Source organism: Yersinia frederiksenii ATCC 33641 (genome assembly GCF_000754805.1).
GTDB lineage: Bacteria > Pseudomonadota > Gammaproteobacteria > Enterobacterales > Enterobacteriaceae > Yersinia > Yersinia frederiksenii.
The window spans coordinates 1,648,634-1,674,224 of the sequence record NZ_KN150731.1; the positions used below are offsets into that span (position 1 = coordinate 1,648,634).

Genomic DNA, 25,591 nt, shown 5'->3' on the forward strand with positions numbered 1-25,591 from the left:
CGCTGACCGGTTCAGTTTTGATTTTTAAAAATCAGTTAGCGGACGGCTAACGAACGTTCGCCAGTTTCAAACTTGGCACCGGCTATCGATAGGCCCTCATTTAAGGCAGCTTTGATTTCATCGGCTTTTGGGGTAGTGATAATTTGCACCTGAGAAACGGAGTCTACATATTCATCAGGCAACAAATTCACATCGGTGATGACGAGTTTTTTTGTCCCTTTTCGGGCAGTATAGGTATTGGATGCTGTTTTGATCGAGTCTTTACCAGCCTGAATCATGCATTCCAATATATATTTACGGTAGATCTCAGCCTGATTATCAAAACTTTTCTTGCGTGCACTCATCCGTTTGGCTTCGTTGGCACATATCTCTGCCTGACCCAGCGTGTTACGAACCAATGCCATCAATGCATCGAACTTATCCTCTAGCATGCCCTCAATGCCAGATAGGGTATCAGCGACCATTTCGGGTGTGAGTTCATCACCACTATCGGCCATTTCCTGTAGCTTTCGATAATCAGTGGCTAATGATATAGCGGTTGTACTCATGCCTTTTCTCCTTCAGTGACGAATTTTGCCAGACACTCATCTTTGATTTGGTTCAAACGGGTTAGACGGCCTGTCAGATATTTGACGTGCTCATCATCATGGGATGATTCTGCATTCTTGAGATGAACCCCGATGGTACGTGTTAGTGAAGTACTGATTTTTGTCACTTCATTCGCCGTGACTGCTGTTTTCATCGTTTCGGTATTGGCTTTGAATTTTTCATCTAACTCTTTACGTAGACGAACCACATCATCAGCTTTAGTGCTGGCATTTTTAATACCGAACTCAATATTATTGTCGGCGGTGTATTCAGCATCATCAAACAGCCCCATAAACACATCAGCGCTGAAACCAAGCTGTGCTAATGCTTTGGTCGTGGCGTCCGTTAGGCTTTTTTTACTGACTTCATCGTCACAAATGAAACCGTTTGTACTTTGATAAATATGTTTGGTATGACCAAAAGCAGGGAAGCGACCCCGACCTCCTGTGTGCTGGTACCACAGTTCAATCCGCATAGTGTGGTTGGATGTCCGTAGAATGGTTCCATCCCCATCACGCATTGGTTTACGCCCGATTTCTCGATTGTTGCTATCCAGAACCGACTCCATAAATGGGATGCCGGGTATAAATTCTTCACTGATAATATCCACGCCCCAGCCGCTACCAAAGGGGCCAAAAATCTCCGTGGCTCTCATTGTCTGATAGGTAGGATTGATGCTGGTCACAGAGCGAATGACTTTGCCATTTTTGGTAGTGTCTTTTCGCTTGGTACGCGCTGGATCGGTGCGCTGTACTGATTTCCAGATACTTAAATTATCCTGCGACTCTTTTGGTAACTTAGAGATATCCTGATCAATCTGTGATGCACGTTGCTGGAACTCATCTGCAGCAAGAAGCGGTGATTCAGGCTCTATCTGCTCGCTGGTATGTGTCTCGGCATTAATGCTCGCTGTTTCATCATTAATGGTGCTATTGGCAATGTTCGATGCATGATTTGGTTGTTCTGTTGCGCCTTTTGGCACTTTTGTATCAGTTTTTGGTTTTTCAATTGTGCTGGTATTCGCCGGTGAATCGTTGGCTGCACCGGTTAAGCCATCAACGCTAAATTTGCCATCGCCAAGGTTTGCTACTTTCACATCATCGGCTTTGATTACATCAAGCTGTAAACACTGATTGATATAGGTTTTCAGCTTGGCTGGGTCTTTATGAATATCCAATTCAGCACCGCGGATCATTGCAAATAAATCATCACGGGTAACATCCAGTATGGTTGGAATGACTCGTAAAGCAGTCGACCAGCGACGCCACGCTTCATCGCCTTTTGCTACTTTTTCTTTAGCACCACGATAAATAGAAGGGGGTACTTCCCAAACGTCATAATCTCCGGGGAACAAGGCACAGGCAACTTCAACATCTAGCGAAGCATAATCATGCTTATAGCCGCGCTCATGATTGCCTGTAGGGGAAGAATTGGTTGGTTCATTAGCTTGGCTGGTAGGGTGTTCACGCTCATCCGGACGGGACATAATCCACTTTTCAGCAAATTTATTGACGTCTGGCCATGACTTAAAGGGGGGCGTGTGGGCCTGAATATCATCAATCAACTGGGCCAATGAAGTAATCAACATGTGTTTAATTTGGGGTAGGCGCGGGAGACCATCAATTATTGCTCGATACAAAGGTTCCGATTCATCGTCATTAATTAAGTCATAAGCATTTGACAATAAATGGCTATCTACTGTTTCTGGTTCTACACCGTATAACAAGATATAAGCAACTCTCACTTCTATTGGTAAATTGAATATATCCTTTATGTTTTCAATTTCATCATTATTTTGAATAGGGATAGGTTCAAATTCTTTAGACTCATCGTTCCACTGATTATGCTCCATCCATTCAGTACTAAATATGGCATTATCATCAGAGTCATCATGAACTGGTGGGCGAGGGGAGCCGACACGATCAGCACAAACTTTAGGCGCAAAGAAATTACCACTTGAACCGGGGAATTCACCCTCTAATAACATGGTGGATTTCATTGTTGCCATTTTTTGATTTTTGGCATCAACAGTAATTGCCATGGCGACAGCACCATTTGCCATGGCAGATTTTTTGGGTAGAAACCCACATATAAATAAGCTCATTGGTCATTCCTCGCTAATTATTTTTAATCTGATAATAACAATCGGTAAATTCGATTAATTTATCGGTTGGTAATACGTGTCTTAAAGACTCAGAATCACACTTTTTAATTTGCTCTAAGGCGAGAGAAATTAAATCACGTACATCAACAGATCCTGTTTCAATAAGGTCCGTAACTGTTCCCATAATGGCATCAGAGCTTGCTCCAACCTCTACTAGTGCTGGAGATTTAGCCGTATTAACAATAGTAATAGAATCAGCCAGGATTCTTAATGTTGTCTTTTGCATAAAGATCCCTATATAATTTTGGCGTCCAGTGGTGGAAGCCATTGGTCATACCTCGCTGGAGTCGGTTTGGTCGCTGACTCCGCCGTCACCGGGACGTTAAGCCGGTAAGATAGCCCGCCTTGCGCGGGCTTTTTTACATCCCCAAAGCAGAATGACAAGAATGAGTTGCTGTCACTCACGCTATTTAGCAGCGTTTTACCCACTTTAATTAGCTGAGATTGATGGCTGTTTCACGGTGTTAGCTACTAAAGTTAATGTTTTTCCTGAGGTGCTAAATCATTTACAAAATTTGATAGCAAAGCGATTAATAACAAATCACGGACTTGTTTCTTACCGAGACTAAAATTGGCTTCAATTGCTTCATCTTCACCAATGCCAATATAATTTTTGGCGGCAGCTTTAATAGCGCATCCCATACAATGGTAATCACCCAACGTTTCACCATTAGGTAATACAATAGATGCGGCAGGTGATTTTGAATCTGTATTTTTAACTGCATACCCGATGATTTCATTATCTGTTGATAATTGAGCAACAGCATCATGAAGTGGTTTAATAGATAATTTAATTTCTTTAAATTTCATTGGTCATACCTCGTTATTTTTGATGAATAATGGCATCGACTGGATAACAGTTGCCATTGAATAACCTATTTTCGAAAATTACTTTTTCACATTCTTGTTGGGTGTCATAAACTTCATAGACAATATCTCTACAAATTTCATGAGCAGGGCATACCGATACAACTAAAGCGAATAGTAGTTGCTCCATAAATTTCCTGAATATTAAGGGTTAAATTATCTCGGCAGTTGCTTTCCCACCATCAGTAATTTTTAGATAAATCGATTCGCAATAAGGGCAAGTCGCCAGTGAATCCCAAACTGTGTTATCTATTCCTCTGCGTGTTTCAATTTCTTTATTACATATTGGGTAGCTAAGAGTGATGAAATTCACCCCCTTAGCTTTAGCTTGTGCAACGTATTTACTGTGGTCATCCAATAGTTTTCCCATCGTCTATCCCTTTTTATCTGCTTTCAGATTGTCAGAACTTGCTTACCTAAGCGGCTGTTGTGCCGTTGATGAGACAAACAATACTATAGCTATTATTATTTCGTCAATACCAATGTTATTAAAATATTCGATAGATATAAAAAAACCGGTATCGCTACCGGTTTAATAAGAAAAATTAAGGGAGTTATTGGCCTGAGTTTGAGCTTTTGCGTCTTAAAACGAGTAACTCTTCTAGAAGTTTATCGTAATTTTCAGTTGTAGTTTCTAGTTGTTGTAAGAGTTTGACTTTCTCACTTCCAGGTAACTTATTGAATAACCTTATTAATTCTTTGTGCTGGCTAGTTAGATGATTCCACCCGGGCTCTTCGTGCTCCGAAGGGGGAGGTGGTCCTTTACGGACATAGCTAAATAGTTCACTTAACTCTGGTCTTATCTCTTCAGGACTCACCATTAAAAGCGAAGCGAATTTAATCACCGCATCTGTGTTAAGTGGCGTTACCCCATTTAGATAATGGCTAACAGCACCTTGGGTATTGTATCCCATGATGTCTGCTGCTTTCTCTTGAGTTAGCCCCAACATCCCGCGCTTATAGTTCCAGATCTCTCTGAGCCTTTCTGCGGCTTGCAGGTCTTCTTCTGACAGTTGTCTCTTCATACCTCAATCATATTATTAAAGTTGTTATTAAAAAAATAACTACGGTATTGACGCAAAAAAATAACAACGTTAATATTCTGGTGAATTAAATGGAGAACACCATGAAACTTAGTGAATATCTGAATAGAAACGGTATTAGTCAAAAAATTTTTGCTACCAGTATTAATGCTTCACAGGGATATGTCAGCCACATCGTGGTTGGCCGCCATGCTCCAAGGGGAATTATGGCCTTAAATATCGCGGCTGCTACTCAATGGGCAGTTACACCGCATGAATTAAATGCGATTGACTATCCAAATCCAACTGATGGTCTGCCTCCAGAACTTCAATTTAACGCACCTGCAGCATAAAAACTGATTTTTAAAAATCAGATTCCACAAGGAGATAGCTGTGAAATTAAAACATGATGCCATCTGCGCGGAATTGCGTGGTTGGGCAGCGGAAACCAAACAGGAAATTGTAGCGGCAGAAATAGCACAGGCTTATTTCGTTTTGGGGGGAGGGGATCTTCCATTGACACCTGTTAACGATGAACACGCTACGCACAACAACAAGCAACGCCTATTCAGATGGATTGACAGTGACACGGACAGGTCAAAGACAAAAATCGCAGAGCTTACCCCGGCAATCCTCCGAGCATTGCCCGGAGAGCGTCGAGCCAGATTAGAGAATCCAAATTCAGTGAATTATCTAGCCGCACAAGCATTGCGAGATTTCTCGCTAGCCATGAGTGCAGTTTTTTTGGGCTGTTCTGATATGTCACAGAAGTTAATAAAAGCTACCGAGGCGATACATGCATTGATCCCAGTAACACAGCAGTTGATTGCATAACGAGGTATGACCAATGGCCAGATTTTCTAGAGAACAAGTTGAACAGCAATTACGAGATGAACTGCAGAGGGCAGGGTTTACGGAATCAGTATCCAGATCAGCAGCAATTCAAGGAGGCAAGCATTACACCGAAGTACCTAATTCCACATTCTCAAGTGCTTTAGCTTGGGCAAAAACATACGCCAAACCTTACAAACGTATTCGGGATAAACCGGCGAAGAAAGTGGTTAAACCTAATAAGTCATGGAGGACACCACATGTCTAAAAAACTCACTTGGTGCAATGGCTATCGCTACGGAAACATGCCTATTACATCGAATATGGCACGGGTGGTTTTACGGCAAGTTGTACGCGAGTCCATGCAATGCCAACGGAGAGCATTTCACGCTCTTTTTAATATTAGTAACGCCAAATGTAACGTGTTCAGCGTTACAGAAAAGCACTGAGTCGGGGTAGGTATGGCATCAAGTTGGATAAAAGTCGAAGTGATAACTCCAGATAAACCGGAGATCTTCCAACTGGCTGAAATCCTGAATATTGACCCGGATACCGTACTTGGAAAGTTAATCCGTGTCTGGGTCTGGGCTGATCAACAGACCATCGATGGTAACGCAGATGGTAACGCGGTCAGCGTTACAAGAATTGGCATTGACCGTATCACTTTTATGACTGGCTTTGCTGATGCACTGATAACAGTTGGATGGTTAAAACATGACGGCGGGAAAATATACTTTCCTGACTTTGATCGCCATAACGGAAAAGGCTCTAAAAAACGGGCAGTTACAAGCAGACGCGTTACAGAATTCAGAGATTCCAAGGCAAAAAGTAACGTCAAGGGTAACGCTGGCGGCGTTACACAACAGGATCAAAAAGCGTTACCAGAGGAAGAGTTAGAGGAAGAGAAAGAACTAAAAGATAAAACCCTATTGTCCTATGGCGAAAAAAACGCCACAGGACCGAGTGAAAATAATTTTTCTTCGAATCGTGAACCGGAGGGCCAAGAAGCCGAGGCAAAAAACAAGCGGCATGAGTACTCGCCAGAATTCGAGGCGGCTTGGTTGATATATCCCCGTCGACCGGGAAGCCCTGACAAACACGGTGCTTTCAAAGCTTGGAACGCCAGACTGCGAGACGGCGTAACGACTGATGCGATGTTGGAAGGGGTGAGGCGCTATGCGGAGTTCGTCAAGGCTACGGGGAAAGCTGGCACGGAATTTATCAAACAGGCAAAAACATTTTTTGGACCGTCGAAGCATTTCGACGATGAGTGGCAAGTAAGCACAGGAGAAAATCATGTGGAATTCAGATTTAACCAGAGCGACCCACGACCGTACTCTGAGCAATACCTCAGTTGGGAACAACAACAGGGGATCACAGGCATGGAACCTATGGGATCTCATGATCAAAATCTATGCGAACCGCTGGACTGCGAAGAATGGCAATCGCCCGTCTGAACTGTGGGAACGTCAGATTAGCACAATGACTGGTGACCAACTCCAGCGAGTTTGCACCGCATGCATGAAACGTTGTGAATCTGGTAACTCTTGGCCTCCAGATTTTGCCGAGTTTGTCACTCTCGTTGCTGAACATGCAGGCGGTCATCTGGGCTTAACCGTGACTGATGTTCTCGCCGAGCTTAAGCGCTACCGGAATGAATTTTATAAATACAGTTGTGCTGAGGAATTCAACTGGCGCCACCCGGTTTTATATCAAATCTGCGTAGACCTTAAGCGCCTTGGAATTGAAAAAAGGCTTACTGATACCGGACTAGAAACACAGGCAGGTATCGAGCTGGCCAAGTGGCAAAAGCGCGTTGCTAGTGGTGTACCAATCCCTCCCATTCGCCGCCAATTGAAAACACCTGACCGACCATCAGGATTAACCCCGGCACAGCAACTAGCCGCAGGAAACCGATACGTTAAATAAGCGAGGTATGACCAATGGAAATTAACAACTGCAATAGTTTTATCAATGACAGCCGGCCAGTCATTGACGACAAATGTGATCATTCCTTATGCATTATTGACTCATGGGACGCTGCTGCCCGGGCAAGGTGTCGAGCGCCTTATACACCACCTCTTAAGCCGCGGAAAGTTGTGATCCCCCCATCAAAGGTTACAAAAGTAAAAAGGCCTAAAGTAGTCAAAAAATCTGATACGTCATCAGCACTGCGTCTAAAGGCGAGTGAGTTGGTAGCAGTGATGATTGGCAAAAATTTGACATACACCGGTATTCTTACCGCCCTTGAAAAATCGTATCCGGGCCACGGTATTACGTTACGTATGCTTCAAATGCGTATGATTGGCCTGATGAAATCACCACATGTTGAAATCACTCGTCATGAAAAACCGGTACCGGAATTCACATTGCACAGTGTCAGTGATCGTTTTTATGTAGATTCGAAATTAAGGGCTAAGAAGCGTGCAAAAGGCGATTCTGATGAGAACTAAGCTAGTTCGAAACAAGTTTGTGTATAAAAAGATCGGCATGAAATATATGCATCGAACATTCCCAACCATGCCGCCAAATTCAAAGTTTTTGTTTTGGAACGCTGGAGATTATTACGGAAGGAAATACCGGAGGTATAGCTGAACCATTGATAAGAAATAGCTGATATTCATACTTTTTATGTGGTTATATCCGTTTTTTGGAATGTGAAACTTTACTTAACAGAAGTGTGCATGAAATCGGTTGAATCAGGTCCCCAGTATGGGGTTGCAATATCATAAGCATAAGGTGATAGCTTAATGATTAATATGAAAAACTTGATTCAATATTTACCACTGAATGGTGCTGTTTTGATTCATTGCAAAAACGGTAAGATAGTGAGTATTAAACAGATAAGAGCAGATCAGTTTGTGGCTAGCTTACCTGCATTTATCGAACTAGCAGAAAGAGCAGGGTACATCGTTACAAACCCTGATATTTAGCGGTATAATAGCAAAGCCAGCCTGAACAACTGGCAACCTAAGCAGTTGTTGTGTCATCACCCTTGGGGGCAAGATGGCACAACTTTCATTTATCAAATCTGGCAATGAGACACTGACACCGGCCACACCCGATGTTAGGGATTTTCTGCATTATAAAGTCAAGTTGGGGGCTATTCTCACCGCTGATTTTAAGCAGGTTCGCAATCCAAAGTTTCACCGTAAATACTTCTCTTTATTGAATCTGGGTTTTGATTACTGGATACCCTCCGGTGGCACCATATCGCCTGAAGAAAAGAAACTGGTGCGCGGCTATGTAAACTATTTGGCAGAATATGCCGGGCATAGCGATACGCTGGAAGAATTAGCCCGTCAGTACCTCGATACCCTGGCAGAACAGCGGGCCGACCGTGTAACCCTGCTTAAATCCTTTGATGCTTTTCGCCGCTGGACAACCATTCAAGCTGGTTATTACGCCATTATTCAAATGCCGGATGGCTCGCAATTTAAAGAGCCTAAATCGATCTCTTTTGCCTCGATGGACGATACCGAATTTGCCGAACTCTACAAAGCCACTCTTGATGTGCTTTGGCAATTTATCCTGAACAAAACCTTTAGTACGCCAGCTGCTGCCGAGAATGCCGCCAGCCAGCTATTAAGTTATGCGTAGGGGGATTTGTGGCTAATTTACGCAAAGAGGCAAGGGGCCGTGAGTGTCAAATAAGAATCCCCGGCATATGCAATGGCAATTCCGAAACTGTGGTTCTGGCTCATTACCGATTGGCGGGTACCTGTGGCACCGCCATTAAACCACCTGATGAGCAGGGGGCTTGGGGATGCGGTGCATGTCACGACGAGTGTGACCGGCGCACCCGTTTAATTGATAGTGACACCGCTCGCCTGTATCACGCCGAGGGCGTTATGCGCACACAGTATATTTTACTAAAGGAAGGGAAGTTATGAGAGCCGCACCGCAAAGCCTGCCGTCAGAGCAGGAAAAGCCAATGCTGGATATTCAATATCTATTGGAGCTTTGGGGAGCATGGGCCGCCAATGATAATAGCCAGGTAGATTGGCAACCTATTGCCGCAGGCTTTAAGGGGCTGCTCCCCTATACCAATAAATCACGGCCACAGTGCTGTGATGATGACGGCATTATGATTGATGGTTGTGTGGCTCGATTGAAAAAGTATAAACCGGAAGAGTATGAACTAGTGATTTTGCACTATGTATACGGTGTTTCGCTGCGAATGATAGCTAAAAGGCGTAAGTGCTCTGATGGGACAATTAGAAAAGAAATGCAGACGGCTCAGGGGTTTATATTTGGGGTGTTATGTATGTTGGATGCTCAGTTGTAACCGGTATAAATGTTAAGGATATTAACCTCATATGGAGGGGAGCGGGCCAGCTTACACAACACTTTTAGCAGTTGTGTGAATAGGACAAGACCTTCAGGCTGAACAGTTGCGGATTGTTTGCCTAAATTTAGTGATTTTGAATCCACTAATTGATGAACATTGCCAATAAAAGACGTTGTTTTGATTCGCTGCTGGTTTCCCATGAGTCTAAATACTGAGGAAATTATGACCTCATTAATAGACTCATCTGAAATTGCAATGTCGTCATAAAACTGAATATGAGAGCGCAATTCCTTTTGGGATACAGAGACATCGTGTAAACCTTCGGCAGCCCATTCAATAACTCGATGAATTTTATCGAGATTGATGCGCTCCCTGATTCCGTCTCTTTTAGTTACCAGTAGTGAATTGTTCATAGGTTCCTGGCCTAAAATACTACCCTAACTCATTTAGCGGCTGCTTCAGCGAAATGAGTCTAATTGGGAGGATGTGGCGCTTCCTCCAATGTCACAGCGATTAATGAGAGGTTAAGTCGTGTTTTTTCTTAGTAGTTGATTTCATTTTTTACTCCCAAGTTAAAAATATATAATAATATCAGTGCGTTATATTTTTATTTTTCCCGTTAAATACCTCCTTACATGCAGGTTGATGATGGATGCCGTATCACCACCAACTATGTCCAGTAATGAGTCGATACAAACGCAGGAGCCAGTATGTAAATCTAAAAAAATCGCCAGCTTTCTTGAAGAAGTGCGACTCTTGTTTATCTACTGTGTCCTTAGCTATTTTCTTGTCATTATTTGGACGTCTTGCACGTTTTCCTTTGAGTGAGCCAGAATTTTTTAGCGGCTTTTTCATATCCTTTATCCTTTTTCCTGAATGGGATATGAAGGAAGCCACATTAACCGTCTGTTGCTGCGGGTAGGCCAGCTTTACTTATATGGAGGTAAAACATCCGAATATCAAGGATATTTTTCATAATAAAATCACAAAGATAGGTGGTTATTTTTTGTTCGGTCAGATGTAGTGTGGTGTTAGTAAAACATAAGTCAATTTTATTGGTTTAATAGTGAATAAATTATTAACGCGTACGCAAAAATGTTTGTATTCTGATAAGAGTGGTTACTTAGTCACGCAACTTACACAATTCAAAAAACCTCGCTTTTTGCGGGGTTTTGTCGTTTTTGCGCTCAAATAATCTGCGATAAGCATATTTATCATGTGATTGTGGCGTATTTTCTTTTCGCTTCATACCCAACCCATCAGGGAGGGGGAGACTATGAAAATGAGCAATATAACAACAGCGGTCTCCTATACCGTGTCGGGTGGTAGTTTCATTTTTTGGGTTAAAGAGCTGATAGCTGGATTCACACCTGATGAGTGGACGGTTATTGGCGTACTTGGCTCTTTATTTTTTATGGCCCTGACATTTTTGCTTAATGCAGGCGTGAAAATTTGGGACCGGCGCCACGGCTATAAGCCGGACGGTGAATAATGGCGTCGATAAAAACCAAACTCAGCGCTGCGGTTCTTGGTCTGGTTATTGCGGGCGCACCCGCCTCAATTATTCTCAGTCAGTTTCTAGATGAAAAAGAGGGTAACCGGCTGGTAGCCTATCCCGATGGGAAGAATATCTGGACTATTTGCCGTGGTACCACGCGAGTTGATGGCAAACCGGTAGTGAAAGGGATGAAGTTAACTGCGGAGAAATGCGCTGTGGTGAATAAGTTAGAGGCAGATAAAGCCATTAGTTGGGTAAAGCAGAATGTCCATGTCCCGCTGACTGAGCCACAAATTGCCGGTATTGCTTCGTTTTGCCCCTACAACATCGGCCCTAGTAAATGCTTCACCTCCACCTTTTACCGAAAACTCAATGCTGGCGATCGCAAAGGTGCATGCACTGAAATTAAACGTTGGATTTATGACGGCGGTAAGGATTGCAATATCCGCTCCAATAACTGTTACGGACAGATAGAACGACGCACACAAGAAAGCGAACTGACGTGCTGGGGGCTGGATGAATAAGGCCATTGGAATAGTCATTGCTGTGCTGGTGGTCGTTGTGTCAGCTCTACTTTTTAACAGTTATCGCCTCTCAAATAAGGTTGAAAAAACGGAAGTGGAGCTGCGGGCCGAGCAAAACACAAACACGGTTCTGGGAAACATCATTGATGCATACCAGGTGAATGAAGCTGCTAACCGAGCAGCCACAACTCGCCAGCTAGATAACGAAAGGAAACTACGCAATGAAAGTGAAGGTCAACTTAAGCGGTTTCTGGCGGCGTCGTCAGATGATAATTGTGCCATTCAGCATATGCCTGATGCTAGCATTAACATCTTGCGCGAGTAATTCGGTACCGCGGCCGGCCGTTACCTGTCCTGCATTGCTACCGCCAGAATCATCATTAATTGAATGTGAAGTGCCGGAGTTCGTCGGTACCACTTGGCGCGATAGTGGGCTGTATGCACTGGCTTTGAAACGTGAGCTGCGTATCTGTAAGGGGCGGCTGGATGAGGTTATTGGCTGGCGACAGAGTGTCGAGAGAAAAAAGTAAAAAATGACGGTTAAATACCAATTCGGGTAATTATCATATTTGTATTGCATTAGTCTTTCTTTGAATTAAAAATTGAACCAAGTGGCTACGAATACTAATAAAAATGAGAGAAATGAAATTAGCTTCCGGATGTTCGGTCTGGTTTAAACGTTATTCGCAATGGTTTAATGAGAAGCTGGATAGATTTCAATAATCTGAATATCTTCCAGCATCGCTGGGTTAGCTGTGACTTCATACTCACCTAGATAGATACTATGCCAGTGAATCCCAGCTAGAATCGCACTTGCTGGTGCGTTAGCTTGTAACAGTAGCCCTCTAGCCTGACAAGCGTTTAGACCGCAACCAAACTTTTTGGCTACATCCTTGCTAGTCGTCCAGCAAAAGCCAATCATACCGTCATTGAATCGGGTTTCGTTCTCTCCTCGATATACAGTGATTGCTTCACCGTTGTATTTAGGTAGCATGACAGAAATTAGTTCTAACAGTTTTTCATCATTGCCAATCTTATTTCTAATAAAATGACCTCGTTCTATCCACATCAAGTGAAAGGCTTCCTGCAATTCAAGTGAAATGCTGTCTTGCGCTTTTACAAATTTGATGAACTGAATCCAGTTTCCTTGATCATGGATTTCTTCTAAGAAAATTTTTTCTTCTGAAGGTTTTGTTCTTTCTCGTAAGTAACCAGACAAATTTTCCACTGTAGTTATTCTCATTAGAAGTGCTATGGCTCTCATCGACAAACAAGAAATATTCTGTCGCGAATACCTAACCGATTGGATACACATAATCGGATAACCGGCTGTCCTAAAACTAGTATTTTCTCAAATCATATACATTAAATGTATATGCCGACATCAGGTCACCATAAGTTTCAATGCATACACTTTTTTTCTCAAAACTCTTTGGAAATGAATGTTCTTGTTCTAGGGCATCAACATAAAAGTTAACATCGGCAGCATTTCTTTCTAAGTACTTAACAGAACCGAATATAGGGGGACGGATCATGGTTCTTTGTTGGATGATATGAATGAAATGCGTAGTTGGAGATACTATCTTTCTTGAAATATCGAAAATGATGTCTTTTTGCACTTGTTCAATTAACAAATCTTTTGGGTAATGATGCTTTAGCTCTATAGTTGCTACATTATTGCCGTGATGTCCGCAAGTCATCATTGAATGATCATAAAGTGATAAGTCCACAGCACCAAAACCAAGTTTAGGATACTCGCTAATTGCAGTTAATTGACTGATTTCATTGAGTATAATAACTAGCTCATCACGTATTTGTGTTTCATGCTTACGGTTATAAAAAAAACGATTGAGGTCATTTAATTTTTGATACATCCTCTCATGGCTAATCGCAGTCATTAGTAAATCGTGAATCATCCCATTACCTAAATTATTAAAGCAGTAAACAAGGATTATACATGACTAACTATGATTGAGAGCCTTTTTAGGTATACCAAGCAAGTTTGATTTTCATCTGAAAAACTTAACATATTATTAGCTGGGACTAGAGAGTACGAGATGTATGTGGCTATAATAGCTTTCATCTAAAACTCAATTATTTGATAACGGTGCACGGTGAATAAATTTTTCCCAATGCTTTCGCGGATATTTAAGAATAATGATCATAGAGAAATGTTCCTCGATGGCAAACTTTATATGAATCCGCTCGGATTTTTTAGAAAATTTGAGGAAAATGAGCAATACAACATTGCTGATAGACACGAGGGAGCCTATAGGATAATCGATCCTTATGATGTGACAATCTCATCAAATGGTAATGTTATTGACCCTAAGAATATTATTGGCCGTATTGTGTTTAACCATAAATGGACCGATTGTATCAATGTATTTTGTATGACGTTGATACCACCAATTCGAATTAGAATGAATAATTCCTCCTCAGATATGAACATTGTTGAAACTAAGTGTTACTACGGTGTCTTGGAGGGATCAGAATCACTAGGTTCTAGCGCCGTTATTATCAATGATGTGCATGAATTCGTTACGAGAATAAAAAAAAAGTTAGATCTGATGATTTCGTCTGAAACTATCAATGAATATAGGGCCGCGCCAATAGAGTATTATTCTGAGAATGGCGAATCTATAAGACTTGATACGTTTGACTTCAGATCTGTTTTTCTTAAAAACAGCAAATATTCTCATCAACAGGAATATAGGATCGCCATTGATAGACTAATGACTGATGAGGAAATATACGTGCTTGAGATAGGAGACCTTCGGGATATATCTTGGACTCTGGATTCTTCAGATCGAAGACAGTTTGAGAAAGTTTTCTAAATAATAGGTTGGTTAGGTCAAATTTTCATGAAATTAATATGATTAACAACCAGTTAATAAAAAATCACTTATCGACGAAGTCGGATCAAACACTACTCTAAAGATTGATTCAAGGTGATAAAGCTAATTTTGAACGTAATTTACAAACGTTGAAGCCAACATCGCTTTTCGTAGTAAGCATTCGATAGTGAACATGGAAATCGAATAGCAATGGCATTACAGATGGTACTCATTGAGCATCATCGATAATGCGCAAACAAAGCCATCAGTAACACCTTCCGCTCACCCTGAGCATGGTTGCTGGTGGTTTTTTTATTTAGGAAGGTGGGCGACCGCGAGTAGTTGGAGCTACTAACGGTCATTCATACCCACAGGATCGGTCATGAGTACGAACCAAGGCCCACTTGCTCTCGAGAGCAGGGTCATAATAGTTGGAACTTGCAAAATGACCATAGAGAAAAATCAGAAAAGATTGGAGATAGTCTACAAGCCTCTCAATTCGTTGATTGTTTATGTAAAAAACGCGAGAACGCACTCAACAGATCAGGTAAATGCGATTACTGCGAGTATTAAACAATACGGTTGGACTAATCCGGTATTGATTGATGAGAAGGGGGAGGTGATTGCTGGCCATGGACGTTTATTGGCTGCAGAACAATTAAATGCGAAAGAAGTACCAACTATCACTTTGGTTGGATTAACTGAAACAGAGAAAAAAGCCTATCGTCTTGCTGACAATAAATTGCCGCTTAATGCCGGATGGGATCAGGAACTATTAACACTAGAGCTAGGTGATTTATTGGCAGACAATTTTGATCTTTCTCTCACTGGATTTTCATCAGAAGAGATAGATCAAATGTTGAATGTCGATTTTTTGCCTGGTAACGAAAATGATCAGGGAAAGCTCGACCATCTAGATACCAAGCTTTGCCCACATTGTGGGGGTGTTCTATGACATCACTCACAGTGGATTGGGCCACTCATCAGGCAGCCAGCTTTGCATGCCTTAACTGGCATTATGCTAAAGCGGTACCAGTGGGAAAATTGGTAAAAGTGGGAGCATGGGAGGATGGGAGATTTATTGGTGCCGTTATTTTTAGCCGCGGTGCCAATAACCATATCGGGCAGCCTTACAGCTTGCAGCAGGATCAAGTGTGTGAACTGACCCGCGTAGCATTACGGCAACACATATCGCCAGTTAGTCAGATATTGGCAAAAGCGATTAAATTTCTCGCTGATGTTTGTCCCGGTCTGCGGCTAATCGTTTCCTATGCAGATAAAGACCAAAATCATCATGGCGGAATTTATCAGGCTACCAACTGGATATATGAAGGACTATTTGGTGTAGGCACCTTAGGTGCTTTCATTATCAACGGTAAGAAAACCCACCCGCGCAGTGTTGCTGCTAAAGGGGTAAAGCAAAGCCTTGAATCTGTCAGACAGCATTTAGACCCCAATGCTCAAGAGTTCAAAACATCAGGCAAGCATAAATATCTGATGCCTCTCGACAAGCAAATGAAAAAAATCCTGCTTTCACGTCATAAACCCTATCCCAAGAGGGCATGACGATGGATAAGCCGACGCTCGATAAAGTCGAGGCATTGGCAGGGCGTGGATTAACGGAACAGCAGATAGCCGACACATTGGAAATCGACATTGATATTTTAAGGAAAGATAAATCAGCAATCTCGCTTTACCGGTTGACTGTTCGCCGGGGAAAAGCTAAAGGGATTGCGGATATATCCAATTCTCTCTTTATCAAAGCCAAGAAAGGCGACACGCGAGCCATGATTTTCTTGCTGGAGCATTTAAAACCAAAATGTGAGTAAAAAATGAAAAAGCCGGATTGGGAGGCGATAAAGTGCGAATACTGTGCCGGACAACTTTCAATTCGGTCATTAGCTGAAAAATACGGTGTTAGCCATACAGCAATAGGTAAAAAGGCAAAACTTGAAAGTTGGGCAAAAGTTTCCAAAGATGAGGTTTCCACTAGCAAAAAAGTTTCCACTAAAAGCAAGAATGGAAACCTGCGAACCAAGACTAAAAAATCAATTTCTTCAATTGAAAATCAAATCGATCCAAATTACTCACCAATTGAAAATCAAATTGAAGAAAGCTGCTCTATCGCCAGTAGATATGGGCTAAACGATATGCAGGCAAAATTTGTCAGTGAGTATTTAATTGATTTGGATAAGACAGCTGCTTATAAACGGGCCGGATATAAATGTGAGGGATTAACCGGTGCTGCCGCTGCCCGTCGGTTGTATCGCCATGTATCGGTAAACAAAGCCATACGTGACTCAATGGAAGCCAGAGAGAAACGGATGCACATCACGCAGGACGCTGTTTTAAATTGGTGGTGGGATATTGCCACAGCCAACGCCAACGAAATTTCAGAGTTTCGCCGTTTATGTTGCCGTCACTGCTGGGGGATTGAGAATAAATACCAGTGGATTAACGAGCAGGAATATCAGGAAGAGTCAGAGAAAAGAACCGATAACGGAAAACCTGTACCGTTGGATGATGGTGGATATGGTTTTGACAGCACGCTTGACCCATATCCTTATTGCCCACGTTGTAATGGTGAGGGGCAAGGCAGGGCGCATTTTCATGATTCGCGGGATTTATCAGTTTCGGCACGCCGCCTTTATGCAGGTGTTAAGCAGGGCAAGTTTGGCTTGGAAGTGATCACACGTAATCAGGATGATGCGCTAAAAATGGTCGGTCAACATTTGGGTATGCTGAAAAATAAAACCGAAATTAGCGGCCCTGATGGTGGTTCCATTAACCAGGTGAATTACACGCCAGAAGATTATGCGAAAGCACAGCAGATTTTAGGAGAGAGATTATCTGATTTGGATTGAATGCAATCAGTAAAACTAGTTACTTATAAGTGATGTTCTGTTTATTGAGTATTGCATGTGAAAATAGTTTAAAGAATTATGCTATTTCTAATAAAAACATTTTATTAGATTAATTTCATCTGTAGTTATGAGACCGCGTAAATTTTTTAGCTGAAATTCGCTAAAAATTTAAACTGAGTCTACATTTGAAATGTATGCATTCGCTATTTTTATATAGGTAATTAGCTAGTTCATCAATACAGAGGAGAAAGCTATGGCTGAACGAGTATTAAATTTTATTAATGCTGGAGAACAGGATGTTTCAGAGGTCATAATAAGTACTGGAGTGCATTTGGCATCTCCTGCTGATCCGTTAGCAAAGGTTACATATACAATTTCATATCCTTCTCAAAGTGCAACTAACCCTTTATCTCTAAAGGAAGAGTTTGCCAAAGCTGCAGAGGAAATCACCTCAGATGCAAATAATCGTGGTGTACCACCTGGGCAAGTATGAATAATTATTTATCCTTAAGGGGGTTGTTTGAATCCGGTGAATTGCCGACTGTGGTTAGTGATTCTTCATCTCTATTAAATGGTTTTTCATCTGTCGGATTTAAGACGCTGAATATAGATGATTTATGCTCAGACCCAAGTTTAGGGCCTAAAGAGGTGATATTGGTTGCTGCTGCACCTGCAAGTCATCCAAATGAAAGATTGCGAGATGCATTGCGAAACTCAGCAACACTTTTTATACCTTTATTGGCATTTGCATATGATCAACGGTCAATTTCTTATTTAATCAATAGATTGTTATTTTTGGATTTTTTTGAGGCGTGTGAACGTAGTCGACGGATAGTAGAGTTTATCCAACATATAGATGAACCCATTTATGTATCTTCCAATGGGTGCAATCTGACTATTGAACTTGGAGATAATGTTGATGTTTTTGCCCCAAAACTTGTACCAAAAATTACCATTGGAGAGAGTATAAGTATTATACAATTCCTAGAAGTTGGCCTTGTTCCAAACAAAGAACTCACATCGTTTAATGTCAATGGAACATTTTTGTGTGATGGCGTTTCAATCGCTCACCATCTGCATACTCATTTGCAATCTGGGCCTATTGCTGAAGAGGCATGGAGGATATTGGATGATGTACGAGAGCAAGGGGGTTTTCCCCTCACATTACATATTAATAACTCGGCAGTCTCTGCCATAAAAACCATCAATGACCTGGATCTGCTCCCTATACTGATGCCATTAACTGATGAAATGCTACGTGGACAACTTACTGAAGTTGCCTTTGGTTCGTTAACTCCGTCAGATGAGACTGATTGGTCCATCAATTCCCAGCTCAACGAGCCTGCAGGCGGTGTTCACATTGCACTTGGAGCTGGCGAATTAGGCGCACATATTGACTTTGTGTCACCTTATGCGGAAATTCTGAACATTGGACATTTAAAGCTGTAAAGGACACCTTAACTTAGCTCAAAAAGGACATTAGAGTCAGATTATTGTATCAATGATACAAAGAATGCTCTTCGACCAAAAAACATATAACGCGAGCAAATAAATCGCACCAACTCGCAGGATCACCACATGAGCGATATTCTCGAATGGGAAAATCTGGATTTCCCGTCGCGTGTCGCCCTGAAATCCCGATCGGAAAAGTCATTTCTTAATTTCACCCGCATTTGGTTTGAGCTGTTGCAGAGTGACCGATTATTGGTGAACTGGCATCATAAAATGATGGCTTCCAAGCTGGATGATTTGGTCAATAACCGGTTGCAACCGCGCAACCTGATTGTGAATGTGCCGCCGGGTGGGACTAAAACCGAGTTTATTTCGGTACATCTGCCAGCCTATATCAATATGTTAGTGCAGACCGGCCAATTACGGCGCTTTCGAAATCTCAATGTGTCGTTTGCTGACACACTGGTAAAACGCAATAGCCGCCGCACCCGCGATATTATCGCCAGCCCTGAGTATCAATCACTGTGGCCTTGCCGCTTTGGTATTAATCAGGCGGAAGAGTGGGAAATCGTTAATAGTCGGGGCCGAATGGTGGGGCAGACGGTTTCCCGCTCCAGTGGCGGGCAATTAACTGGCGGTCGTGCGGGTTTCCCCGGCCCTGATTTTTCCGGTTTTGTCGGGCTTGATGATTACAACAAACCCGAAGATATGTTTTCGGCCACCAAACGGGCCAGCGCTAACCGTATCTTGGTGAACACTATCCGCTCACGGCGCGGTGATAAGAGCAAAGAGCATCCAACCCCGTTTGTTTCTATCCAGCAACGGCTTCATACCGATGACGCTACCGGATTTATGCTGTCCGGTAAGATGGGGGTGGATTTTCATCACATCACCATTCCGGCGTTGGTCAGTGAAGAATATATCGATGCATTGCCGGAACCGTGGCGTTCCCAATGCTGGTTCTCGATTAAAAATAGTGAAAGTGTGGTGGTCGGCGGGGTGCGTTATTGGTCTTACTGGCCGGTAAACGAATATGTCGGTGATTTGCTGCGGTTGTGGGAAAGCGACGAATACACTTTCATGTCGCAATATATGCAGCGCCCACGGGCACTGACCGGCGGGTTAATTGATACCGACTGGTTTAAACGCTACACCCATTTACCCCCACTGACTCATCGCGCCGTTTATGTCGATACCAACTCCGGCAAAATCGAAGATTACAACGACTACACCGTTTTTACCCTTGTGGGGATTGGCGTAGATGGCAATCTCTACATTATCGATAGCGTACGTGGACGATGGGACCCAGAAGACCTACTGACCACTGCCCAAGACTTATGGGAAAAGTGGCGGCCGTATAATCCAAAACGCCCCGCGCCATTACGCCATATGGGCATCGAGGATAAGCAAGCTGGGCAAGGTCTGATTACCACGCTGGTAAAACGTAAAAGCATTCCCATCCTAACCATCCCGCGCGGCTCAGGCCAAAACAAGCTGATCCGCTGCCTGAATACTATTCCGCAAATGAAAACTGGCTGCGTCTATATTCCGGCACTGATGACCGACGACGGTCAAAAAATCCCGCAGGTGTATTACTGGGATGGCGCGGTTGCCGCCTCGACTGATTGGGTTGTGCCTACACTGACCGAATGCGCTGACTTCTCGGCTGATGATAGCCATAAAAACGACGATATTCTCGACACAATCATGGATTCGATAGAGATCGAATTAATTGCTGGTGGCAGCATCAGTTATGACAAGTGGGTTTAACGATGAGTGAAAAACTGGATTTTGGCGGTAAACCCCGGATTCGCCTGACTGCTGATGGTTTATCGAATGTCATGACGGGGATGGGAACAGACCGCGACAGGCGTATGTATAGCCGCTTTATGTATGGTGCGATGCAAGATTTTGCCGAGCTGGAGGCGGCTTATACCGAAAACTGGATTGCCCGGTCAATTATTGATATCCCGGTTGATGATGCAACGCGTGAATGGCGGTCATTTCCTTCGGATGATGCCACGGCTCTGCGCAATGCTGAGAACCATTTTAATATTCAAGGGATAACTCAAGAGTCCTTTAAATGGGCTGGGTTGTATGGTGGGGCGGGAGTATTGATGCTGACCGATCAGGACTTGTCTCATGAGTTGGAATTGAAGAATATCAAGAAAGACTCACTTAAACGCTTATTGGTTCTGGATCGCATGTTGGTCAACGGGCAGGAATACAACGTTTCTAACCCGTTGGCTGAGAACTTTATGCAGCCGGAATACTATTTAGTTAATGGTGGTCAGCAAAAAATTCATTTCAGCCATTTTGTGCGCGCACCGGGCGCTGCTTTGCCCATGCGCTTACGCATGATTAACGGCGGTTGGGATGATAGCCGCTTGAGGCGCTGCCTTGAGGATGTGAAAGATGCGGTCGCTGCCAAAGGGGGGATTTCCTCACTGATCCTGGAAGCGAATATCGACACCATCAGCAAAGAAAATTTAGCCACTGATTTAGCTTCTGGCGATATGGATGAAGCCATAGCCAAACGCTATAACACTTTTGGCATGATGAAATCGCTATTTCGACTGGCGTTGCTGGATTCCAAAGAGACCCTTGATCGCAAGCAAATCTCTTTCGGCGGTTTGGGCGAAGTGTTGGCGGTGCTAATGGAGTGGACGGCTGGCGCATCTGGTATTCCGATGACACGCATATTTGGTGTGCAAGCCAAAGGAATGGGGGATTCGGGACAGGGTGACCAGAACAATTATTTCAATACCATCAAAGGGGATCAGGAAGCTAAATACCGTCCATTTCTGAAAAAATTGGATGAGGTATTGGTGCGTTCAACATTAGGCACCATGCCCGATGGTCTGGACTTTACCTTTGCGCCACTGTCGCAACCGACTGATACCGAGATATCTGCCCAGCGACTGGCTGATGCACAGGCTGATGATATTCGCCTGAATCAAAAGGTGGTATTGCCATCACAGGTGGCCCGTAAGCTGATGGAGCAAGGCGTTTATGGTATTCAAGAAGATGACATCACCCGACTTGAAGACGACGAATCCGCCGAACGGCAAGGTGATTATCAATTCAGGCTTGGCGACACTCCAGGCGATGATAAAAAACCAGCCACCACGCAGGAAGGCACAACTCAGGCCAGTTAAACAGACGGATGAAACCGAGCGCTACTATCGTGCTCAGTTGCGCGAGATGGTGCGATTGATGGCTCAGTCCGTCGATGAGGTATTAACACCAGTTCTGCGACGTAATTACACGGCTGATAGTTATCTGGTCGATATCATTAAAGAGTCAATCAGACAGGCTGCCGACAAATTTAATAGTTCAGTGATGGGCCGTCAGGCCGACCGACTAGCCCAGCGAGTGGTTAGTCGTGCGGAGTCCGAAAGTTCAGCGGCGTTTGTTGAGCAAATCAATCGCGCTATCGGTATTGATATGACCTCACTTATGGTTAATGAGTCATTAGTGGATTATTTCGATGCCTCGGTCGAAAGCAATGTTGCCCTGATTAAATCGCTGTCCTCTGATTATTTCGATGATATTCAGCGGGAAGTGATGGATAGCATCATGCGAGGTGACTCGCTCACGACGATGGTCAGAAATATCCAGCAAGTGACCGGAGCCAGCTATCAGCGTGCGCATCTTATTTCCCGCGATCAAACCGCCAAAATCCGCAGTGATATTACTCACACTCGGCAGGTATGCGCGGGAATTAACCGTTTTCGTTGGTCTACCTCGCAAGATGTTCGGGTATCCGGTAACCCAGCAGGTAAATACCCGCGGGCTAAAATCAAATGCTTTGAGATTTCTCGCGTCAATGTGGGTTATGGAGCGGGCATTTATCTTTGGTCACGAGGGGCGGCTTATAACGGTGAAACAGGACTACTCCCCGGCAGAGCCCATATCGGTTGCCGCTGTCATGCTATACCCCAAATAAAGGGGCTTGATTACTAACAGGATTTATTATGCGGATCACCGTTCGTGACCGCGTGTCCTTTCCGATTAACTCCCAACGAGAAATCACCCCTGAGGGCTATTTAAAAGTCCCTGGGCGGGTTGCGCGCGTCGGTGTGCAGCAATATCTCGCCTCTGAACTGGGATTAACCGACAGGCCACCCGGTCAAATCGTCAATGTTTACCGACCACCTGCGGAGGTGTTTGATCCGAACAGTCTGGCCAGTTATGACAATAAAGATGTCACCATTGATCATCCTGATGACTTGGTGAATGCCCAAACGTTTAAACAGGTCACCGCCGGGCATGCGATTTCGCCGGGACGACAGGATACCGATGACCCGGACTATGTGGTGGTTGATCTTCTGATAAAAGATCAATACGCCATTGATGCCATCAACCAAGATAAAGAGGAATTATCCGCCGGCTACACCTCCGAATATCGCTATGCACCCGGTATCGCCCCCTGTGGTACTGCCTACGAATTTATTCAATGCACCATCACCATCAACCATATCGCACTGTGTGATCAGGCCAGAGCCGGACACATGGCGCGGTTATTTGACCGTAAACCCAAGGGAGTAAACCCCATGTATAAAGTTGTGCTGGATTCCGGCGTGCGCATCGAGGTGGCTGATGAGGCTACCCAGCAGCTGATCCAATCTTCTATGGATTCGTTAAACAAGCGTGTGACGGATGCGGAACAAGGGCAGGAAAAAGCCGAAGCTGCCAAAGATGAAGCAGAACAGAAGCTGCAAGAAGCAGAAGCAAAGACCGATGCAAAAGATGAAGAAATTGAACAGCTAAAAGAAAAATCTTCTGAGGATTCGATTGCTAAACAATTGGCTGATGTTGTCGCGGCTCGTGATTCCGCTATCAAAATTGCAGGTACAGATTTTACCTGTGACTCCGTAGTCCCTCTGAAAATCAAACGTGCCGCGCTGGATAGCGCTGGTATCAAATGCCGCAAATATACCTCATGGGATAAAGCGCCAGATACTTACGTATCAGCTTATTTCGATGCGGAAGAAGAGCGTCGGGAAAATGAGGATGACGATGATCCTGACGATAAAAATGACGTGAATGACTCCATCATCAATTTGGGCCGCGATATGAAGAAAGTTAAAACGGGTGATGCGCAAAACACCCGTGACAGCGTTCGTCAGAGCTGGTTAGACAAGCGCTATGGCAAACAACCGGAGAATAAATAATGGCTATTGCTCAGAGTGAATTTACTAAGTGGCGCGGCAAGGCTTACGAGGGGCAAATTTCAACTACTGATGTTTGTGAAGTGGTATCCCGCCGGGTGGAAGCAAAAATACTGCCTTTTGGTCGAGCCGCTATCCGTGGTGTTGGGGCGCGCTCTTGTGCCCCAGTAACACCAGATACCACCGCCGCACAAATCATCGGATTCAGCGTCCGTTCAATGGCGGTATTTAGTAACAGTGTACCTACCAATCCACCAGATTATGAAGTGGGCTATGACGTTGATCATGTGGCGTCGTTACTGCGGCGTGGGCCGATGTTCGCTTTGTGTGTCGATGGTGCCAACGCAGGTGACTCAGTCACAGTAATTACGGCATTAGGGGTAAATCAGGGCCGATTAACTACCGGTGGTTCTGGAGTTGAATTGGATTTTGTCCGCTGGATTGATGATGTTGTCGCAGGTGAAGTGGGCGAAATTCGCGTTGATGGCATTTTAGCGTCAACGCCGGCTGCTGGCGGCGAATAAAATTTAAAGGAAAATATTCATGAAACAAAGTGTATTTGACGTCAGCCCGGTATCGGCGCTCTCTTTTTTGGTGCAACAAGCCGCGCATATTGAATCAGAAATTTACCGTCTGGAGTATCCGCAGTTTAAATACAGCACAATATTACCGCTGGATAACAGTGCACCTGACTGGGTAAAAGTGGTGGCGTTTCGCTCGATTGATGCTCGTGGTGAGTTGCAAGTATTTGGTCCGAACTCGACCGATGTACCAACCGTGGATATCGCCATGAATCAGGGCTTCCATGAAATTAAAACTGCAGCATTGGGTTACACCTACTCCATTGAGGAAATTGGTTTTGCCATGCTCAATAACGTCAATCTGGATGCTGAACGTGGTCAGGCAGTACGTGATGTCGTTGAACAAGGTCTGAATAAGATCTACTTGTTAGGCCACAATGACATTGGTGAAGGGCTATATACCAGCTCCAATGTGGGCATTGAGGCTGCTCCAGCAACCTTGGCCGAGTTGGTCGCGGATATTCCTACCAAGGGTACTCAGCCGATCATCGATTTCTTTGGTGCTGCTTATAATCAGGTGTACTTGAAAAACACCGTAACAGTTCATCGGCCAAATGGTTTTATTCTGCCCTCGGAACAACATCAGTTACTGATGCGTACCTTGCTCTCTACCCATAACGCTTCAAACGTCACGTTGTTGGAATTCCTACGTACCAACTTCAAAGATATGGACTTCGACGATGATATCTTGCTGGCCGGTGCCGGGGCAGCGGGGAAAGATCGCCTGATGGTGTACAAAAAAGATATGCGGGTAGTGAAAGGCCATGACGTGATGCCGTTGCGTTTTCTGGCACCAGCCACACCAGATAACGTCAATTTCAAAGTGCCAGCTATTTTGCGTACCGGTGGTACGGAATGGCGTATTCCTAAAGCAGCTCACTATGTGGATGGGGTTTAA

Annotated in this window: 37 protein-coding genes and 1 pseudogene; 27 read left to right on the forward strand and 11 right to left on the reverse strand. The window is 43.8% G+C overall.

From position 1 onward, the window contains the following. Positions 1-35: 35 nt before the first annotated feature. The 7 genes from DJ58_RS14380 to DJ58_RS14355 form a co-directional block, all read right to left on the reverse strand. Positions 36-548 carry a siphovirus Gp157 family protein gene (locus DJ58_RS14380; RefSeq protein WP_032912247.1) on the reverse strand — a complete coding sequence of 171 codons (513 nt, stop codon included), beginning with the start codon at positions 546-548 and terminating at the stop codon, positions 36-38. After that, entirely contained in the window at positions 545-2,692 is a 2,148-nt protein-coding gene (locus tag DJ58_RS14375; protein ID WP_032912246.1) for an exonuclease family protein, read from the reverse strand. Before DJ58_RS14375 ends, DJ58_RS14380 begins: the two co-directional genes overlap by 4 nt. Positions 2,693-2,705: 13 nt before the next feature. After that, positions 2,706-2,978 (reverse strand): hypothetical protein, encoded by a 273-nt coding sequence (locus tag DJ58_RS14370; protein WP_004712689.1) that lies wholly within the window; start codon positions 2,976-2,978, stop codon positions 2,706-2,708. A 251-nt stretch (positions 2,979-3,229) separates the two neighbouring features. Then, the gene (locus tag DJ58_RS14365; RefSeq protein WP_004712687.1) at positions 3,230-3,562 is read right to left on the reverse strand and encodes a hypothetical protein; all 333 of its coding nucleotides are present in this window, start codon (positions 3,560-3,562) and stop codon (positions 3,230-3,232) included. A 13-nt stretch (positions 3,563-3,575) separates the two neighbouring features. Next, positions 3,576-3,749, reverse strand: coding sequence for a DUF1482 family protein (locus DJ58_RS23370; RefSeq protein ID WP_086019124.1), 174 nt, complete (start codon positions 3,747-3,749; stop codon positions 3,576-3,578). Between the two features lie 21 nt (positions 3,750-3,770). Next, the gene (locus DJ58_RS14360) at positions 3,771-3,989 is read right to left on the reverse strand and encodes a hypothetical protein (RefSeq protein WP_004712686.1); all 219 of its coding nucleotides are present in this window, start codon (positions 3,987-3,989) and stop codon (positions 3,771-3,773) included. A gap of 184 nt (positions 3,990-4,173) precedes the next feature. Then, a complete protein-coding gene (locus DJ58_RS14355; RefSeq protein ID WP_032912244.1) occupies positions 4,174-4,644 on the reverse strand; it encodes a helix-turn-helix domain-containing protein in 471 nt (156 codons plus the stop codon). Positions 4,645-4,745: 101 nt separating this feature from the next. Here DJ58_RS14355 and DJ58_RS14350 point away from each other — a divergent pair, with 101 nt between their 5' ends. From DJ58_RS14350 to DJ58_RS14310, 10 genes are all read left to right on the forward strand, one after another. Then, a complete protein-coding gene (locus tag DJ58_RS14350; RefSeq protein WP_032912243.1) occupies positions 4,746-4,994 on the forward strand; it encodes a transcriptional regulator in 249 nt (82 codons plus the stop codon). A 40-nt stretch (positions 4,995-5,034) separates the two neighbouring features. Next, positions 5,035-5,475 (forward strand): toxin YdaT family protein, encoded by a 441-nt coding sequence (locus tag DJ58_RS14345; protein ID WP_004712684.1) that lies wholly within the window; start codon positions 5,035-5,037, stop codon positions 5,473-5,475. A gap of 13 nt (positions 5,476-5,488) precedes the next feature. Continuing rightward, on the forward strand, positions 5,489-5,740 hold the full coding sequence (locus tag DJ58_RS14340) for a hypothetical protein (RefSeq protein ID WP_032912242.1): 252 nt from the start codon (positions 5,489-5,491) through the stop codon (positions 5,738-5,740). A 193-nt stretch (positions 5,741-5,933) separates the two neighbouring features. After that, positions 5,934-6,929, forward strand: a complete 996-nt coding sequence (locus DJ58_RS23860; protein ID WP_004712683.1) for a hypothetical protein — start codon at positions 5,934-5,936, stop codon at positions 6,927-6,929. 25 nt (positions 6,930-6,954) lie between these two features. Next, positions 6,955-7,401, forward strand: coding sequence for a replication protein P (locus tag DJ58_RS14330; RefSeq protein WP_032912251.1), 447 nt, complete (start codon positions 6,955-6,957; stop codon positions 7,399-7,401). Positions 7,402-7,415: 14 nt separating this feature from the next. Further along, on the forward strand, positions 7,416-7,925 hold the full coding sequence (locus DJ58_RS22605) for a hypothetical protein (protein WP_071985066.1): 510 nt from the start codon (positions 7,416-7,418) through the stop codon (positions 7,923-7,925). Positions 7,926-8,222: 297 nt separating this feature from the next. Then, the gene (locus tag DJ58_RS14325; protein WP_032912241.1) at positions 8,223-8,405 is read left to right on the forward strand and encodes a hypothetical protein; all 183 of its coding nucleotides are present in this window, start codon (positions 8,223-8,225) and stop codon (positions 8,403-8,405) included. 73 nt (positions 8,406-8,478) lie between these two features. Further along, positions 8,479-9,072, forward strand: a complete 594-nt coding sequence (locus tag DJ58_RS14320) for a DUF1367 family protein (protein ID WP_004712680.1) — start codon at positions 8,479-8,481, stop codon at positions 9,070-9,072. Between the two features lie 8 nt (positions 9,073-9,080). After that, entirely contained in the window at positions 9,081-9,365 is a 285-nt protein-coding gene (locus DJ58_RS14315) for a DUF1364 domain-containing protein (protein ID WP_032912240.1), read from the forward strand. A 41-nt stretch (positions 9,366-9,406) separates the two neighbouring features. After that, positions 9,407-9,760, forward strand: coding sequence for an antiterminator Q family protein (locus DJ58_RS14310; RefSeq protein ID WP_032912249.1), 354 nt, complete (start codon positions 9,407-9,409; stop codon positions 9,758-9,760). Between the two features lie 200 nt (positions 9,761-9,960). Here the strand turns inward: DJ58_RS14310 and DJ58_RS23865 are convergent. Both DJ58_RS23865 and DJ58_RS14300 read right to left on the reverse strand, forming a co-directional pair. After that, a pseudogene (locus DJ58_RS23865) lies at positions 9,961-10,176 on the reverse strand (ATP cone domain-containing protein); the annotation flags it as partial. Between the two features lie 247 nt (positions 10,177-10,423). Further along, positions 10,424-10,618 (reverse strand): hypothetical protein, encoded by a 195-nt coding sequence (locus tag DJ58_RS14300; RefSeq protein ID WP_032912238.1) that lies wholly within the window; start codon positions 10,616-10,618, stop codon positions 10,424-10,426. Between the two features lie 421 nt (positions 10,619-11,039). On the opposite strand from DJ58_RS14300, the gene DJ58_RS14295 reads away from it, so the two are divergent. The 4 genes from DJ58_RS14295 to lysC are packed head-to-tail and all read left to right on the forward strand — an operon-like array spanning position 11,040 to position 12,315. Continuing rightward, entirely contained in the window at positions 11,040-11,255 is a 216-nt protein-coding gene (locus tag DJ58_RS14295; protein WP_019082932.1) for a phage holin, read from the forward strand. Then, positions 11,255-11,785: a lysozyme gene (locus DJ58_RS14290; RefSeq protein WP_004712366.1), complete on the forward strand. Its 531-nt coding sequence runs from the start codon at positions 11,255-11,257 to the stop codon at positions 11,783-11,785. The genes DJ58_RS14295 and DJ58_RS14290 overlap by 1 nt, the downstream gene beginning before the upstream one ends. Then, the gene (locus DJ58_RS14285) at positions 11,778-12,110 is read left to right on the forward strand and encodes a DUF2570 domain-containing protein (protein ID WP_032912003.1); all 333 of its coding nucleotides are present in this window, start codon (positions 11,778-11,780) and stop codon (positions 12,108-12,110) included. The genes DJ58_RS14290 and DJ58_RS14285 overlap by 8 nt, the downstream gene beginning before the upstream one ends. Further along, the gene (gene lysC, locus DJ58_RS14280; RefSeq protein ID WP_032912001.1) at positions 12,082-12,315 is read left to right on the forward strand and encodes an Rz1-like lysis system protein LysC; all 234 of its coding nucleotides are present in this window, start codon (positions 12,082-12,084) and stop codon (positions 12,313-12,315) included. Before DJ58_RS14285 ends, lysC begins: the two co-directional genes overlap by 29 nt. 164 nt (positions 12,316-12,479) lie before the next feature. Here lysC and DJ58_RS14275 read toward each other — a convergent pair whose 3' ends face one another. Further along, positions 12,480-13,013 (reverse strand): hypothetical protein, encoded by a 534-nt coding sequence (locus DJ58_RS14275; RefSeq protein WP_004712363.1) that lies wholly within the window; start codon positions 13,011-13,013, stop codon positions 12,480-12,482. Between the two features lie 112 nt (positions 13,014-13,125). After that, positions 13,126-13,701, reverse strand: a complete 576-nt coding sequence (locus tag DJ58_RS14270; protein WP_032912000.1) for a hypothetical protein — start codon at positions 13,699-13,701, stop codon at positions 13,126-13,128. A gap of 198 nt (positions 13,702-13,899) precedes the next feature. Here DJ58_RS14270 and DJ58_RS14265 point away from each other — a divergent pair, with 198 nt between their 5' ends. The 13 genes from DJ58_RS14265 to DJ58_RS14205 all read left to right on the forward strand — a co-directional run bounded on the left by DJ58_RS14265 (position 13,900) and on the right by DJ58_RS14205 (position 25,591). Then, the gene (locus DJ58_RS14265; protein ID WP_138070078.1) at positions 13,900-14,622 is read left to right on the forward strand and encodes a hypothetical protein; all 723 of its coding nucleotides are present in this window, start codon (positions 13,900-13,902) and stop codon (positions 14,620-14,622) included. Positions 14,623-15,004: 382 nt separating this feature from the next. Beyond that, entirely contained in the window at positions 15,005-15,577 is a 573-nt protein-coding gene (locus DJ58_RS14260; RefSeq protein ID WP_050413924.1) for a ParB/Srx family N-terminal domain-containing protein, read from the forward strand. Next, entirely contained in the window at positions 15,574-16,188 is a 615-nt protein-coding gene (locus DJ58_RS14255; RefSeq protein ID WP_032911997.1) for a Mom family adenine methylcarbamoylation protein, read from the forward strand. The genes DJ58_RS14260 and DJ58_RS14255 overlap by 4 nt, the downstream gene beginning before the upstream one ends. 2 nt (positions 16,189-16,190) lie before the next feature. Next, on the forward strand, positions 16,191-16,451 hold the full coding sequence (locus tag DJ58_RS14250; protein ID WP_004712358.1) for a hypothetical protein: 261 nt from the start codon (positions 16,191-16,193) through the stop codon (positions 16,449-16,451). A 3-nt stretch (positions 16,452-16,454) separates the two neighbouring features. Continuing rightward, entirely contained in the window at positions 16,455-17,486 is a 1,032-nt protein-coding gene (locus DJ58_RS14245) for a terminase small subunit (protein ID WP_004712357.1), read from the forward strand. Positions 17,487-17,739: 253 nt separating this feature from the next. Then, a complete protein-coding gene (locus tag DJ58_RS14240) occupies positions 17,740-17,979 on the forward strand; it encodes a hypothetical protein (protein WP_032911996.1) in 240 nt (79 codons plus the stop codon). After that, complete coding sequence (locus DJ58_RS14235) at positions 17,976-18,935, forward strand: CgnE/CgnB domain-containing protein (protein ID WP_004712356.1); 960 nt, start codon at positions 17,976-17,978, stop codon at positions 18,933-18,935. The genes DJ58_RS14240 and DJ58_RS14235 overlap by 4 nt, the downstream gene beginning before the upstream one ends. A gap of 129 nt (positions 18,936-19,064) precedes the next feature. After that, positions 19,065-20,708 carry a phage terminase large subunit gene (gene terL, locus DJ58_RS14230; RefSeq protein ID WP_004712355.1) on the forward strand — a complete coding sequence of 548 codons (1,644 nt, stop codon included), beginning with the start codon at positions 19,065-19,067 and terminating at the stop codon, positions 20,706-20,708. Between the two features lie 2 nt (positions 20,709-20,710). Beyond that, positions 20,711-22,096, forward strand: a complete 1,386-nt coding sequence (locus DJ58_RS14225; RefSeq protein ID WP_004712354.1) for a DUF1073 domain-containing protein — start codon at positions 20,711-20,713, stop codon at positions 22,094-22,096. Continuing rightward, positions 22,047-22,904: a phage minor head protein gene (locus DJ58_RS14220; RefSeq protein WP_226977653.1), complete on the forward strand. Its 858-nt coding sequence runs from the start codon at positions 22,047-22,049 to the stop codon at positions 22,902-22,904. The genes DJ58_RS14225 and DJ58_RS14220 overlap by 50 nt, the downstream gene beginning before the upstream one ends. Positions 22,905-22,915: 11 nt before the next feature. Further along, the gene (locus tag DJ58_RS14215) at positions 22,916-24,115 is read left to right on the forward strand and encodes a DUF2213 domain-containing protein (protein ID WP_032911995.1); all 1,200 of its coding nucleotides are present in this window, start codon (positions 22,916-22,918) and stop codon (positions 24,113-24,115) included. Next, the gene (locus DJ58_RS14210) at positions 24,115-24,636 is read left to right on the forward strand and encodes a structural cement protein Gp24 (RefSeq protein WP_032911993.1); all 522 of its coding nucleotides are present in this window, start codon (positions 24,115-24,117) and stop codon (positions 24,634-24,636) included. Before DJ58_RS14215 ends, DJ58_RS14210 begins: the two co-directional genes overlap by 1 nt. A 19-nt stretch (positions 24,637-24,655) precedes the next feature. Then, on the forward strand, positions 24,656-25,591 hold the full coding sequence (locus tag DJ58_RS14205) for a DUF2184 domain-containing protein (RefSeq protein WP_004712351.1): 936 nt from the start codon (positions 24,656-24,658) through the stop codon (positions 25,589-25,591).